The 13,234-nt window shown below is 71.1% G+C and carries 10 protein-coding genes; 8 read left to right on the forward strand and 2 right to left on the reverse strand.

What is annotated here, in order from left to right; translation table 11 throughout:
• The 4 genes from ACFC1T_RS36580 to ACFC1T_RS36595 form a co-directional block, all read left to right on the forward strand.
• Positions 1 to 3,457: multifunctional oxoglutarate decarboxylase/oxoglutarate dehydrogenase thiamine pyrophosphate-binding subunit/dihydrolipoyllysine-residue succinyltransferase subunit (locus ACFC1T_RS36580; RefSeq protein ID WP_375896598.1), on the forward strand; the 3,457-nt coding region annotated here is incomplete at its 5' end.
• A gap of 60 nt (positions 3,458 to 3,517) precedes the next feature.
• The gene (locus tag ACFC1T_RS36585; RefSeq protein WP_375896601.1) at positions 3,518 to 3,700 is read left to right on the forward strand and encodes a DUF6104 family protein; all 183 of its coding nucleotides are present in this window, start codon (positions 3,518 to 3,520) and stop codon (positions 3,698 to 3,700) included.
• A 196-nt stretch (positions 3,701 to 3,896) separates the two neighbouring features.
• Entirely contained in the window at positions 3,897 to 4,820 is a 924-nt protein-coding gene (locus tag ACFC1T_RS36590) for a DUF4097 domain-containing protein (RefSeq protein WP_375896602.1), read from the forward strand.
• A gap of 1 nt (position 4,821) precedes the next feature.
• On the forward strand, positions 4,822 to 5,904 hold the full coding sequence (locus tag ACFC1T_RS36595) for a PadR family transcriptional regulator (RefSeq protein ID WP_375896605.1): 1,083 nt from the start codon (positions 4,822 to 4,824) through the stop codon (positions 5,902 to 5,904).
• Between the two features lie 57 nt (positions 5,905 to 5,961).
• Here the strand turns inward: ACFC1T_RS36595 and ACFC1T_RS36600 are convergent, their stop codons facing one another.
• A complete protein-coding gene (locus ACFC1T_RS36600; protein WP_375896607.1) occupies positions 5,962 to 6,924 on the reverse strand; it encodes a zinc-binding dehydrogenase in 963 nt (320 codons plus the stop codon).
• Positions 6,925 to 7,169: 245 nt separating this feature from the next.
• Positions 7,170 to 8,363, reverse strand: a complete 1,194-nt coding sequence (locus ACFC1T_RS36605; protein WP_375896610.1) for an NADP-dependent malic enzyme — start codon at positions 8,361 to 8,363, stop codon at positions 7,170 to 7,172.
• 583 nt (positions 8,364 to 8,946) lie between these two features.
• On the opposite strand from ACFC1T_RS36605, the gene ACFC1T_RS36610 reads away from it, so the two are divergent.
• The 4 genes from ACFC1T_RS36610 to ACFC1T_RS36625 all read left to right on the forward strand — a co-directional run bounded on the left by ACFC1T_RS36610 (position 8,947) and on the right by ACFC1T_RS36625 (position 13,078).
• Positions 8,947 to 9,873: an ABC transporter substrate-binding protein gene (locus tag ACFC1T_RS36610; RefSeq protein ID WP_375896613.1), complete on the forward strand. Its 927-nt coding sequence runs from the start codon at positions 8,947 to 8,949 to the stop codon at positions 9,871 to 9,873.
• Between the two features lie 463 nt (positions 9,874 to 10,336).
• Positions 10,337 to 11,266 carry an ABC transporter substrate-binding protein gene (locus tag ACFC1T_RS36615; protein WP_375896615.1) on the forward strand — a complete coding sequence of 310 codons (930 nt, stop codon included), beginning with the start codon at positions 10,337 to 10,339 and terminating at the stop codon, positions 11,264 to 11,266.
• A 37-nt stretch (positions 11,267 to 11,303) separates the two neighbouring features.
• Positions 11,304 to 12,278 (forward strand): amino acid ABC transporter permease, encoded by a 975-nt coding sequence (locus ACFC1T_RS36620; RefSeq protein WP_375896618.1) that lies wholly within the window; start codon positions 11,304 to 11,306, stop codon positions 12,276 to 12,278.
• Positions 12,275 to 13,078: an amino acid ABC transporter ATP-binding protein gene (locus tag ACFC1T_RS36625; RefSeq protein ID WP_375896620.1), complete on the forward strand. Its 804-nt coding sequence runs from the start codon at positions 12,275 to 12,277 to the stop codon at positions 13,076 to 13,078. Before ACFC1T_RS36620 ends, ACFC1T_RS36625 begins: the two co-directional genes overlap by 4 nt.
• Positions 13,079 to 13,234: the final 156 nt, after the last annotated feature.

Consider the following 13,234-nt stretch of genomic DNA (forward strand, 5'->3'; position numbering starts at 1 on the left):
GGCCCCGGCCGCCGCCCCGCTCGCCGCCGCGCCCGCCGCGCCCCCGGCCCCCAAGGCCGCCGCTCCGGCCGCGCCCGCCGCCACCGCTGCGGCCGGCCCCGAGCTGGTCCAGCTGCGCGGCCCGGCCAAGGCCGTCGCCACCAACATGGACGCCTCGCTGGAGGTGCCGACCGCGACCTCGGTCCGCGCCGTCCCGGCGAAGCTGTTGATCGACAACCGCATCGTCATCAACAACCACCTGCAGCGCGCCCGCGGTGGCAAGGTCTCCTTCACCCACCTGATCGGTTACGCCCTGGTCCAGGCCATCAAGGCCGCCCCGGGCATGAACCACAGCTACAAGGTGGAGGACGGCAAGGCCTTCCTGGTCAAGCCGGAGCACGTCAACCTCGGCCTGGCGATCGACCTGGTCAAGCCGAACGGCGACCGCCAGCTCGTCGTCGCGGCCATCAAGAAGGCCGAGACCCTCGACTTCTTCGGCTTCTGGCAGGCCTACGAGGACATCGTCCGCCGGGCCCGCGCCAACAAGCTGACCATGGACGACTTCACCGGCGTCACGGTCTCGCTGACCAACCCCGGCGGCATCGGCACCGTGCACTCCGTGCCGCGCCTGATGCAGAACCAGGGCACCATCGTCGGTGTCGGCGCCATGGAGTACCCGGCCGAGTTCCAGGGCTCCGCCCCGGAGACCCTGTCCCGCCTGGGCGTCTCCAAGATCATGACGCTGACCTCGACCTACGACCACCGCGTCATCCAGGGCGCGGCGTCCGGCGAGTTCCTGCGCGAGATCCACCGCCTGCTGCTCGGCGAGAACGGCTTCTACGACGAGATCTTCGAGTCGCTGCGGATCCCGTACGAGCCGGTCCGCTGGGCCACCGACGTCGCCACCACCCACGACGACGAGGTCAACAAGACCGCGCGCGTCATGGAGCTGATCCACTCCTACCGGGTCCGCGGTCACCTGATGGCCGACACCGACCCGCTGGAGTACAAGCAGCGCAAGCACCCCGACCTCGACGTCACCACCCACGGCCTCACCCTGTGGGACCTGGAGCGCGAGTTCGCGGTCGGCGGCTTCGGCGGCCAGAAGATGATGAAGCTCCGCGACATCCTCGGCCTGCTGCGCAACACCTACTGCCGCACCGTCGGCATCGAGTACATGCACATCCAGGACCCGAAGCAGCGCAAGTGGCTGCAGGAGCGCCTGGAGAAGCCGTACTCGAAGCCGGAGCGCGAGGAGCAGCTGCGGATCCTGCGCCGGCTGAACTCGGCGGAGGCCTTCGAGACCTTCCTGCAGACCAAGTACGTCGGCCAGAAGCGCTTCTCGCTGGAGGGCGGTGAGTCGCTGATCGCCATGCTGGACGCGACCATCGACGCCGCCGCCGAGCACCGCCTGGACGAGGCCGTCATCGGCATGGCCCACCGCGGCCGCCTGAACGTGCTCGCCAACATCGTCGGCAAGCCGTACGGCAAGATCTTCGGCGAGTTCGAGGGCAACCTCGACCCGAAGTCGATGCACGGCTCCGGCGACGTCAAGTACCACCTGGGCGCCGAGGGCACCTTCACCGGCCTGGACGGCGAGACCATCAAGGTCTCGCTCGCCGCGAACCCCTCCCACCTGGAGGCCGTGGACCCGGTCGTCGAGGGCATCGCCCGCGCCAAGCAGGACATCCTGGACCAGGGCGGCACCACCTTCCCGGTGCTGCCGATCCAGATCCACGGCGACGCGGCCTTCGCCGGCCAGGGCGTCGTCGCGGAGACCCTGAACATGTCGCAGCTGCGCGGCTACCGCACCGGCGGCACCGTGCACGTCGTGGTGAACAACCAGGTCGGCTTCACCGCCGCCCCGGCGTCCTCGCGCTCCTCGATGTACTGCACCGACGTGGCCCGCATGATCGAGGCCCCGATCTTCCACGTGAACGGCGACGACCCGGAGGCCGTGGTCCGCGTCGCGCGGCTCGCCTTCGAGTTCCGCCAGGCGTTCCACAAGGACGTCGTGATCGACCTCATCTGCTACCGCCGCCGCGGTCACAACGAGGCCGACAACCCGTCGTTCACCCAGCCGCTGATGTACGACCTGATCGACAAGAAGCGCTCGGTGCGCAAGCTGTACACCGAGGGCCTGATCGGTCGCGGCGACATCACCATGGAAGAGGCGGAGCAGGCGCTCCAGGACTTCCAGGGCCAGCTGGAGAAGGTCTTCGCCGAGGTCCGCGACGCCGCCCAGGCGCCCGCCCCGACCTCCGGCGGCAAGCCGCAGGCCGACTTCCCGGTCAACATCCAGACCGGCATCTCCCAGGAGATGGTCAAGCGGATCGCCGCCTCGCAGGTCAACCTGCCGGACTGGCTGACCGTCCACCCGCGCCTGCTGCCGCAGCTGCAGCGCCGCGCCGCCTCGGTCGAGGACAACACCATCGACTGGGCGATGGGCGAGACCCTCGCCATCGGCTCGCTGCTCATGGAGGGCCACCCGGTCCGCCTGGCCGGCCAGGACAGCCGCCGCGGCACCTTCGGCCAGCGGCACGCCGTGCTGATCGACCGCAAGACCGGCGAGGACTACACCCCGCTGCAGTACCTCACCGAGGACCAGGCCCGCTACACCGTCTACGACAGCCTGCTGTCGGAGTACGCGGCCATGGGCTTCGAGTACGGCTACTCGCTGACCCGCCCGAACTCGCTGGTCATGTGGGAGGCGCAGTTCGGCGACTTCGTCAACGGCGCGCAGACCATGGTGGACGAGTACATCGCCTCCGCCGAGCAGAAGTGGGGCCAGCACTCCGGCGTCACCCTGCTGCTGCCGCACGGCTACGAGGGCCAGGGACCGGACCACTCGTCCGCCCGCCCGGAGCGTTTCCTGCAGATGTGCGCGCAGGACAACATGACGGTCGCGATGCCCACCCTGCCGTCGAACTACTTCCACCTGCTGCGCTGGCAGGCGCACAACCCGCACCACAAGCCGCTGGTCGTCTTCACCCCGAAGTCGATGCTGCGTCTCAAGGCCGCGGCGAGTGCGACCGAGGAGTTCCTGTCCGGCTCGTTCCGCCCGGTCATCGGCGACACCACCGTCGACCCGGCGCAGGTCCGCAAGGTGGTCATCACCGCCGGCAAGTTCTACTACGACGTGGCGGCCGCCCGCGCCGAGCGCGGTGTCACCGACACCGCGATCGTCCGGGTCGAGCGGCTCTACCCGCTGCCGGTGGCCGAGCTCCAGGAGGAGCTGGCCCGCTACGGCGACAACGTCCAGTTCGTCTGGGCGCAGGAGGAGCCGGCCAACCAGGGTGCCTGGCCGTTCATCGCGATGAACCTGGTCGACCACCTCCAGGTCGTCATCGGCCGCAGCGGCGGCGACGCCCGCCTGCGCCGGGTGGCCCGCACCGCGGCCTCGTCGCCGGCGGTCGGCTCCGCCAAGCGGCACGCGGCCGAGCAGCAGGCGCTGCTCGAGGAGATCTTCGCGCTCTGACGCGCGCAGGCTCCGCAGTACCACCGACGCCCGGCGTGATTCGAGAGAGAGGACCTGACCGTGTACTTCACCGACCGAGGCATCGAGGAGCTGGCGAGCCGGCGCGGCGAGGAGGAGGTCACCTTCGAGTGGCTCGCCGAGCGCCTGCGCGAGTTCGTCGACCTCAACCCGGACTTCGAGATCCCGGTCGAGCGGCTGGCCACCTGGCTGGCCCGGCTCGACGACGAGGACGACGACGAGTGAGCCCCGGCGGCCGCTCGTAGCAGGGCCCGGGAGGCGCACCGCCTCCCGGGCCCTTCGCGCTTCTCCCGTAGGGGACAGCTCCGGGGCGCGTCCGGGCCGGGTTCAGGGGTGGAACCGCTTGCTTTTCCCGGCACGCGATATATCGTCTTTGGAAGAGAACGCGATACATCGCGATCCGCTACGGGAGGCGGCAGAGATGAGCCAGTGGACGATCGAGGAGCCGGGCAGGACCACGTTCGAGGACGCCGTCCGCGCGCTGCACGTGCGCGTCATCGACGGCACGGTGAACGTGGTCGCGGCCGAGGGCCCGGCCCGCCTGGAGGTCACCGACCTCACCGGCGACCCGCTGCACCTGACGCTGGTCGACGGCGTCCTGACCGTCACCTACAAGGACATCAACAGCTGGGGCGAGTTCGGCACCTGGATCAAGTCGGTCGGCTCGGTCCGCAGCTTCTTCGACTCCTTCAAGCGCAAGCGCTCGGTCGGCGTCACCCTGACCGTGCCGGCCGGCACCGAGGTCAAGGTCGGCACCGTGTCGGCCCACGCCACCGTGAGCGGCATCGACGGCCACGTCTCGGTGCAGAGCGCCAGCGGCGACACCACCCTGGCCGGGGTCACCGGCCGGATCGACGCGAGCACCGTCACCGGCGACGTGGACGCCCAGGCGGTCGGCGGCCAGCTCAAGGTCAACACCGTCTCCGGCCAGCTCACCGTGATCGCCGGCACCGCCGACCGGGTCCAGGCCAACACCGTCACCGGCGCCGTCACCCTGGACCTCGACGTGGCCGGCGAGACCGACGTCAAGGTCAACACCGTCAGCGGCCCGGTCGTGGTCCGGATCCCCTCGCTGGCCGACGCCACCGTCGAGGCCGGCTCCACCAGCGGCGACGTCTCCAGCACCTTCGACGAGCTCACGATGAGCAGCACCTGGGGCGCCAAGAAGATCACCGGCCAGATCGGCGAGGGCCGCGGCAGCCTCAACGTCACCACCGTCTCCGGCGCCGTCACCGTCCTGCGCCGCCCCGAGTCGGAGGACGACGCCCCCGTGGTGGTCCGGGAGCTCCCGGCCGGCCCCGCCTCCGACGCGCCCACCGGCCCCGACCTCACCAAGGAGGCCTGAGATGAGCCCCGTCTTCGGCCACGGCCGGCTCCGGCTCTACCTGCTCAAGCTGCTGGACGAAGCCCCGCGGCACGGCTACGAGGTGATCCGCCTGCTGGAGGAGCGCTTCCAGGGCCTGTACGCGCCGTCCGCCGGCACGGTCTACCCGCGGCTGGCGAAGCTGGAGCAGGAGGGCCTGGTCAGCCACAGCACCGAGGGCGGCCGCAAGGTCTACCAGCTGACCGACGCCGGGCGCGCCGAACTCGAAGCCCGGCAGGTCGAGTTGGACGAGCTGGAGCTGGAGATCCACGACTCGGTGGCGCAGCTCGCCGGGGCGATCCGGGAGGACGTCCGGGACAGCGCCAAGGACCTGCGCGAGGAGCTCTGGCAGGCCGCCAAGCAGGCCCCCCGGCCGGACCGCACCGAGACCGGCGGCGACCCGTGGGCGGGGCCCTGGGGCGACAACGACTCCTGGCAGCGCGCCAAGGAGGAGTTCGCCCAGTTCAAGCGGCAGGCCAAGGAGCAGGCCAAGCGCGCCCGGGAGCAGGAGCGGGCCGCCAAGGCCAAGGCGAAGGCCGCCGAGGAGGAGGCCCGCCGGCTGCGCGAGCAGGCCAAGGCCTCCCGCACCGCCGCCCAGCAGGAGGCGCTGCGGATCAAGCGCCGGGTCGAGCAGCAGGTGCGCGAGCACGCCGCCAAGGGCGACTGGCCGACCGGGCTGGCCGAGGGCCTGTCCGAGCTGACCAAGGGCCTGGCCGGGCTGGCCGACGCGGCCCGCTGGGGCCACCCGACCGGCGAGGGCGCCGGGACGGCCGAGGGCGCCGGGTCCTCCGAGCGGGTCACCGTCACCCGGATCGACCTGGACAAGGGCTCGGACCAGGACTCGGGCAGGAGCCAGGACGGGCCGACCGCCACCGCCGACCTGCCGCCGTGGGCGCGCACCGATCCGGACGGCGACCCCGCCCGCGAACTGGAGCGGCTGCTCGACCGCTTCCGCGACCAGGTCCGCGACGCGGCCCGGGACGGCGGGGTGAGCGCCGACGCGCTGGCCGAGGCCCGCTCGGTGCTGGGCACCGCCGGCGAACGGTTGAAGCGGCTGCTCGGCTGACCCGGCCGCCCGCGCGGGCCCGGCGCCCCCTGGTCGGGGGCACCGGGCCGCCGCGCGTCAGGGGTTGAGCACGATCTTGCCGAAGACGTCACCCTTGGCGAGCCGGGCGAAGCCGTCCCGGGCCTCGGCCAGCGGCAGCACCGAGTCGATCACCGGACGGACCCCGGTGGTGGCGCACAGGGACAGCAGCCCGGCCAGCTCCTCCTTGGTGCCCATGGTCGAACCGACCACCTTGAGCTCCAGGAAGAAGATCCGGTTCAGCTCGGCGGCCTTCGGGCTGGGGCCGGAGGTGGCACCCGAGATGACGATGGTGCCGCCCGGGCGCAGCGATTTCACCGAGTGCGACCAGGTCGCGGCGCCGACCGTCTCCATCACCGCGTCCACCCGGGCGGGCAGCCGGGCGCCGCTCTCGAAGGCCGCGTCCGCGCCGAGCCCGACCGCCCGCTCGCGCTTGGCCTCGTCCCGGCCGGTGACCCACACCCGCAGGCCGGCCGCCTTGCCGAGCACGATGAGCGCGGTCGCCACCCCGCCGCCGGCCCCCTGCACCAGCACCGTGTCACCGGGCTTGACCCCGGCGTTGGTGAACAGCATCCGGTACGCCGTCAGCCAGGCCGTGGGCAGGCAGGCGGCCTCCTCGAAGCTCAGCTCGGCCGGCTTGGGCAGCAGGTTCCAGGTGGGCACGGCCACCCGCTGGGCGAAGGTGCCCTGGTAACGCTCGGTCAGGATGGACCGGGGCTCCGTCGGGCCCACCCCGTGACCGGACTGGCCGATCACCGAGTGGACGACCACCTCGTTGCCGTCCTCGTCGACGCCCGCGGCGTCGCAGCCGAGGATCATCGGAAGCTTCTCGGCGGGCAGGCCGACTCCGCGCAGCGACCACAGGTCGTGGTGGTTGAGACTGGCGGCCCGGACCGTGACCACGCTCCACCCGGGACGGGCCTGCGGCTCGGGGAGTTCGCCCAACTCCAGCCCGCTGAGCGGGTCGTCGGCGTCGATACGGGCGGCATAGGCAGCAAACATGCCCCGGACACTAGCCGGGACGGCCGGGGCCGGGAACCACACGTGGGTGTGACGCGTGTCCCGGCTGTCGCTCCCCCGCTCGCCTCCGGGGCGCTCCGACCCGGTGCCGACGGTCGGCGCTCCCTCGCTCCTCCGTCGCTCCCTCGCGCTCTCCCTTTCGGCACCGGCGCGCCCCTTCGGCTCGGGGGGGGAGGGCAGGGCGGGGGGAGCGGCCGTCGTGGCCGGCGCGCTCCCCCGGCACCGCGTCAGATCCGGGCCACGCCCTCGGCGCGGGCGGCCTCGGCCACGGCCTTGGTGACGGCCGGGGCGACCCGCTCGTCGAACGGCGAGGGGATGACCTTCTGCGGGGTCAGCTCGTCGGCCACCACGGCGGCCAGCGCCTTGGCGGCGGCCAGCTTCATGCCCTCGGTGATCCGGGAGGCCCGCACCTGGAGGGCGCCCGCGAAGATGCCCGGGAAGGCCAGCACGTTGTTGATCTGGTTCGGGAAGTCGCTGCGCCCGGTGGCGACGACCGCCGCGTACTTGTGCGCCACCTCGGGGTGGATCTCCGGGTTGGGGTTGGCCATCGCGAAGATGAACGCGCCCTCGGCCATGGTCGCCACGACCTCCTCCGGCACGGTGCCGCCGGAGACGCCGATGAACACGTCGGCGCCGGCCAGCGCGTCGGCCAGCGAGCCCTTGAGCTCCGAACGGTTGGTCAGCTCGGCGATCTCGGCCTTGACGTCGGTCAGGTCCTCGCGGCCCCGGTACACCACGCCCTTGCGGTCGCAGACGGAGACGTCGCCGATGCCCGCGGCCAGCAGCATCTTGGCGATGGCGATGCCGGCCGCGCCGGCGCCGGAGATCACGGCCCGCAGCGCGCCGATCTCCCGGCCGGTCACCTTGGCGGCGTTCCACAGGGCGGCGGTGGTGACGATCGCGGTGCCGTGCTGGTCGTCGTGGAAGACCGGGATGTCCAGGGCGTCCTGGAGCCGGCGCTCGATCTCGAAGCAGCGGGGGGCGGAGATGTCCTCCAGGTTGACGCCGCCGAAGGACGGGGCCAGCCGGACCACCGTCTCGACGATCTCGTCCACCTCGGTGCAGGCGAGCGCGATCGGCACCGCGTCCACCCCGCCGAACTGCTTGAACAGGATGGCCTTGCCCTCCATCACGGGGAGCGAGGCCTCCGGGCCGATGTCGCCCAGGCCCAGCACGGCGGTGCCGTCGGTGACCACCGCGACGGTGTTGGACTTCCAGGTGTAGTCGTTGACCAGCTCCGGCTGCTCGGCGATGGCCGTGCAGACCCGGGCGACACCGGGGGTGTAGGCGAGGGACAGGTCGTCCGCGTCGCGCACCGGCACGGTCGCCCGGATCTCCATCTTGCCGCCGCGGTGGAGCGCGAAAACGGCGTCGACCGGATCGACGGTGTCCTGGGTGCTGCTGATGATCTCCGCTGCCACGATGACCTCTTCGTCATTGTTTCCGGCGAGGTGCGCGGCCGACGGACTGGGCGCCCCGGCCGTAAGCCGGAAACCGGGTACGCCTGAGCGGACCCGGGGTCGGGGCGGGGGCGCTGCCGTCGGGTGGCGCCCTCGGATGAGGGTTTTTATGGGGTCTTGTGTTGTCCGCTTGTGCTACCGGGCCGAGCGTAGGTCGGACGGAGGCATCGCACCTATGCCTTTTCGTCCTCGTCACGCGCAGTTCATCGCCGTGCTGTCGCGTCGGCTGGGGCCCGGTGTCGGAAGTGCCGGGCTCCGGCGGCGGCAACGGCGCTGAGGCACGCGCACCCGCAAGTGTGAACGCAGATCCGCAGGGGATCGGTGCCCCGGATACGGAGCCACGTGATGACTTCCGGTCCTGGGCACCCCGAGCCTGTCGGGGCTCGTCGGTCTGGTTCGAGCGTTCGGGGGTCACCCGGTACCGAATTCTGACACACCCGCTGCCGGGCCCGGCAGGGCGGGATGGCAGGATCGCTTGTCCGCCGTTCCGCGTACACCCGCGCGACACCGCGGCGACCCCGGTTCCGCCCTCAGGAGCACCCTCATGCCTCTCCGCCCTCCCGCCCGTCGCCCGGCCTTCGCCGCGGCCGCCCTGGCCGCCGCCGGCGCCCTGCTGCTCACCGGTTGCGGCGGTGACGGGCAGGCCGCCGCGAGCGACCCGGTCAAGGACGTCCGCAGCAAGCTGCCGAAGGCGCAGCGCTCCGCCGGGGTGCTGCGCATCGGCATGGACGTCAACTACGCGCCGGTGGAGTTCCGCGGTTCGGACGGCAAGCCGGCCGGCCTCGACCCGGAGCTCGCCACCGCCCTCGGCCGGATCCTCGACGTGCGGGTCGAGTTCGTGGACACCCCCTTCGACAAGCTGATACCGAACCTCCAGGGCAAGCAGTTCGACGTGGCGATGTCCGCGCTCAGCGACGTCCGTGCGCGCCGCGAGGGCCTGGACGCCGACGGCAAGCAGGTCAACCCGGGCGTCGACTTCGTCGACTACTTCATCGCCGGGACCTCGATCGTCGTCCCGAAGGGCAACCCCAAGGGCATCCGGACCCTGGACGACCTGTGCGGCCGGATGATCGCCTTCCAGCAGGGCACCACCCAGGACGAGATCGCCACCCGGCAGGTCGCCGTCTGCTCGCGCGCCGGCAAGCAGTTGACCGTGCACCGCTTCGACACCGACGCCAAGGCGCTGGCCGAGGTCGCCGCCGGCACCGCCGCGGCCGGGCTGAACGACTTCCCGGTGGCCGCCTACGCGGCGAAGACCACGGACGGCGGGGGCCGCTTCGAGGTGACCGGGGCCCAGTCGACCTCCAACCCGTACGGCATCGCGGTCCGCAAGGAGGACACCGAGCTGCGCGACACCGTGGCCAAGGCGGTGGACCAGCTGATCCGCAGCGGCGAGTACGACAAGATCCTCGCCAAGTGGAACGTGAGCGCGGGCGCGGCGCAGAACGCGGTGGTCAACGGGGGCATCTGACCCGCCCGGGGCGGCGGGGCGGGAGCGGGGAACGGGCGGGGCCGCGGGGCAGCGGCGGGGCGTCCGGGAACACCACTGCCGGATCTGCATACTTATACGCAGGGTGACAGGGGCACGCGATCCGTCCGAATAGCGGACAGCACGAGCCCTCGTTATCCGATTTTGATCTGGATGAGGGCCACCTGACCGTCATCAGATGGCAGGATTCCCCCCATCTCGGATCGAGCCGACCACCGGTCGAGGCGGTTCAGGTCGACGTCCACCTCGGCGGAGGGTGGCGGAAGCAGTACCCGCACCACCCTGGGCGGCCACCTGCGCCCAGGCAACTGCACCACCCGGCAACGCACGTACGACGACGTACAGCGAGTGACCACCCGTACGGCTCCGTACGGCCAGCTGCCCCGGTGCGCCGCTCCCGCGGCGCGCTCCGCCCGATTTCTCTCCCCAGGAGGAGATCCCCCTCATGACCGTCCGTACCCAGCGCACCCGCCTCTTCGCGGCCGGCGTGGCTGCCGTGTCCGTGTCCCTGGCACTGACCGGCTGTAGCAGCAGCAAGAGCAGCGACGGCAGCGGCGCCCCCAACGCCTCCGCGACCGTGAACACGGTCAAGGCCGACGACAAGCTGGCCGCCCTCGTCCCCGCCGACGTCAAGTCGGCCGGGAAGCTCCTGGTCGGCGCGGACGCCTCGTACGCGCCGGACGAGTTCAAGGACGACAGCGGCAAGGTCATCGGCATGGACGTCGACCTCGCCAACGCGATCGCCGCCAAGCTCGGCCTCAAGGCCGAGGTCCAGGACTCCGGTTTCACCGCGATCATCCCCGGCATCCAGTCGAACAAGTTCCAGCTCGGCATGTCGTCCTTCACCGACAACAAGGAGCGCGAGCAGGTCGTCGACATGGTGACCTACTTCAACTCGGGCAGCGCCATCGCGGTCAAGAAGGGCAACCCGGGCAAGGTCGACCCGAAGGACCTCTGCGGCAAGAAGGTCGCCGTCCAGACCGGCACCACCCAGGCCGACGAGATCAAGGACACCCGCAACCCGGACTGCGCCAAGGCCGGAAAGCCGGGCATCCAGAACGAGGGCGACAAGTTCGACCTCCAGACGGACGTCACCAACGCCGTGGTCTCCGGCCGCGACGACGCGATGATGGCCGACTCCCAGGTCGTCGACTACGCGATCAAGCAGTCCGGCGGGCAGCTGGAGAAGCTCGGCGACACCTACGGCGTGGCCCCCTACGGCGTCGCCCTCGCCAAGGGCTCCAAGCTCACCCCGGCGATCCAGGGCGCCGTCCAGTCGCTGATCGACGACGGCACCTACAAGCAGATCCTCACCAAGTGGGGCGTCGAGGCCGGTGCCCTCGACAAGTCCGTCGTCAACGGCGCCACCAGCTGACCCCTCGTACGCTTCATCTCTCCCCCGAGGCCACACCGTGAACTCTCTGGACAAGGGGACGGCGCCGAAGGGACGGCCTGAGACCATCAAGGCCGTCCCGGTCCGCCACCCCGGACGCTGGGCGGGTGCCGTCGTCATCGCCCTGCTCGCGGCGATGCTGCTGAGCGCCCTCTTCACCAACCCCGCTTTCAAGTGGGACATCGTCGGGCAGTACCTGTTCCACGACAGCATCATGCACGGGCTGCTCGTGACACTGGAGCTGACCGCCCTCTCCATGCTCATGGGTGTGGTCGGCGGCGTCATCCTCGCGGTGATGCGGCTCTCCCCGAACCCGCTGCTGGCCGGCACCGCCTGGGTCTACATCTGGATCTTCCGCGGCACCCCGGTCCTGGTGCAGCTGGTGTTCTGGAACTTCCTCGGCCTGATCTGGGCCAAGCTGTCAATCGGCGTACCGTGGGGACCGGAGTTCTGGTCCGGCGAGACCAACGTCCTGATCCCGACCTTCGTCGCCGCCCTGCTGGGCCTCGGCCTCAACGAGGCCGCCTACATGGCGGAGATCGTCCGCGGCGGCATCCAGTCGGTCGACGAGGGCCAGACCGAGGCCGCCCACGCGCTCGGGATGAGCCGGTTCCAGACCATGCGGCGGATCGTCCTGCCGCAGGCCATGCGGGTGATCATCCCGCCGACCGGCAACGAGACCATCTCGATGCTCAAGACCACCTCGCTGGTCTCCGTGATCTCCCTGGAGGAGATCTTCCGGGCCGGCCAGGTCATCTACTCCCGGAACTACCAGAACATCCCGCTGCTGATCGTGGTCAGCCTCTGGTACCTGTTCTTCACCTCGGTGCTGACCATCGGCCAGTACTACATCGAGCGCCACTACGCCCGAGGTTCCAACCGCACCCTCCCGCCCACCCCGCTGCAGCGACTGCGGGGCCTGTTCGCCGGGAAGCCCGCCCCGAAGACCACCGCCGACGTCGTCCCGGGGCTCGAGGGAGGTGGTCACGTATGACCGATCTGAGCAAGACCCCCACCGACTCCGCGTCCACCGGTGAGCCGATGGTCCGGGCCGAGAACGTGCACAAGTCCTACGGAATGGTCGAGGTGCTCAAGGGCATCGACCTGGAGGTCAAGCAGGGCGAGGTGTTCTGCCTCATCGGCCCGTCCGGCTCCGGCAAGTCGACCTTCCTGCGGTGCATCAACCACCTGGAGAAGATCAACGGCGGCCGCCTCTGGGTGGACGGCGAACTGGTCGGCTACCGGCAGAAGGGCGACAAGCTCCACGAGCTCAAGGACCGCGAGGTCGCCGTCAAGCGGCGCGACATCGGCATGGTCTTCCAGCGCTTCAACCTGTTCCCGCACATGACCGCGATGGAGAACGTCATCGAGGCGCCGGTCCAGGTCAAGCGCGAGAGCAGGGCCGAGGCCCGGGAGCGCGCGATGGCCCTGCTGGAGCGGGTCGGCCTCGCCGACAAGGCGAAGAACTACCCCTCGCAGCTGTCCGGCGGCCAGCAGCAGCGCGTGGCGATCGCCCGCGCGCTGGCCATGAAGCCCAAGCTGATGCTCTTCGACGAGCCCACCTCGGCGCTCGACCCGGAGCTGGTCGGCGACGTCCTGGACGTCATGCGCGGCCTGGCCGAGGAGGGCATGACGATGGTGGTCGTGACCCACGAGATGGGCTTCGCCCGCGAGGTCGGCGACGCCCTGGTGTTCATGGACGGCGGTGTGGTGGTCGAGTCCGGCAACCCCCGCGAGGTGCTCACCAACCCCCAGCACGAGCGCACCAGGGCCTTCCTCTCCAAGGTCCTCTGAGCCCGTACGGTCGGGGGGGGGGGGCCCCCCGCGGGCCCGGGCGGCGGCGCCCCACCCGGCTCTGCGCGCGGGGCGGGGGTTCCCCCCCGCCCGCCCTCCCGGCCAAACTTCCCGTCGCGCGGTTCCCCCCCCCCGCCGCGAAGGCCCTGCCCTGGA

This window comes from Kitasatospora sp. NPDC056076 (genome assembly GCF_042266305.1).
Lineage (GTDB): Bacteria > Actinomycetota > Actinomycetes > Streptomycetales > Streptomycetaceae > Kitasatospora.